Source organism: Paraburkholderia strydomiana, assembly GCF_031456815.1.
Taxonomy (GTDB): Bacteria; Pseudomonadota; Gammaproteobacteria; order Burkholderiales; family Burkholderiaceae; genus Paraburkholderia; species Paraburkholderia caledonica.
Genome location: NZ_JAVDVL010000048.1, coordinates 1 through 1205 on the forward strand (window position 1 = coordinate 1; position 1205 = coordinate 1205).

The 1205-nt window shown below is 71.7% G+C and carries 1 protein-coding gene; it reads left to right on the forward strand.

Annotated features, from left to right (window positions below):
- On the forward strand, positions 1–1205 hold a 1205-nt coding region (locus tag J2W46_RS34295; protein ID WP_310360463.1), incomplete at both ends, for an amino acid adenylation domain-containing protein.

The window sequence follows — 1205 nt, forward strand, 5'->3', positions numbered from 1 at the left end:
CGCGGCCCGGCGCTGGTTGCGGCGCTGCTTGGGATCATCCGCTCGGGTGGGGCGTTCGTGCCGCTCGATCCTGAGTATCCGCCCGCACGCCTTGCGCAGATGATCGACGACGCGGGCATCGTAGAGGTGGTGGCCGATAGCGCTAGCGCGAAGCAGGTGGGGGCGGTGCTGGCGGGGTGTGAGGTGGTTGAGGTGGGGGCGACTCAGCACGATGCCGCCTTGAGCGCGGAAACAGCGACAGCAGCGTCACACTTCATCGACGCCCCCCTTCATCCCGACCAGCTCGCCTACGTGCTCTACACATCGGGCTCGACTGGCCGGCCCAAGGGCGTCGGCGTGAGCCACGGCGCGCTGTGGACGCACCTGCAGGATTTCCTCGCGACCTACGGCATCGACGGCAGGGATACGGTGCTGCATTCGTCGACGATCAACTTCGACGTCGCGCTGCACGAGACGCTGCCGGCGCTGCTGCGCGGCGCGACGGTGGAGATGCGCGGGGCGCAGCCGTGGGATCTGCAAAGCCTGAGCGAGCGGCTGGTGAAGCGGCGCGTGACGTTCGCGCGGATCCCGACCGCGCTGTGGCAGCAGTGGCAGCGTCATGCGCCGCCGCGCGCGCAACTCGCGCTGCGCCAGGTGACGGTGGGCGGCGAGGCGCTGCCGGGCGACGCGCTCGCGCGCTGGCGCGAGGGGCCGCTCGCGGATATCCGGCTGGACAACCTGTACGGGCCGACCGAGACGACGGTGGCGGCGCTGTACCGCCGCACCGGGGCCGACGACGCACGGCAGGTGACGGTGCCGATCGGGCATCCGTATCCGGGGCGTACGGCACGGGTGTTCGACGCGTTCGGCGATGAAGCGCCGGTGGGCGGGCTCGGCGAGCTATGCATCGGCGGACCGACAGTGGCGCGCGGCTATCCGGGAAGGGCAGCGCTGACGGCGGAGCGGTTCGTGCCGGACCCGTACGGCGAGCCGGGGGCGCGCGTCTATCGCAGCGGCGACTTGTGCCGGCTGCGCGCGGACGGCACGGTAGAGTTCCTCGGGCGGCTGGACCAGCAGGTGAAGCTGCGCGGGCAGCGCATCGAACTGGGCGAGATCGAGGCGGTGCTGCGCCAGTGCGAGGGCGTGCGCGAAGCCGCGGTGATCGTGGTGGGCGAGGCGCAGAAGCAGCGGCTCGCGGCGTATGTGGCGGGGCAGTCCGATGCAGC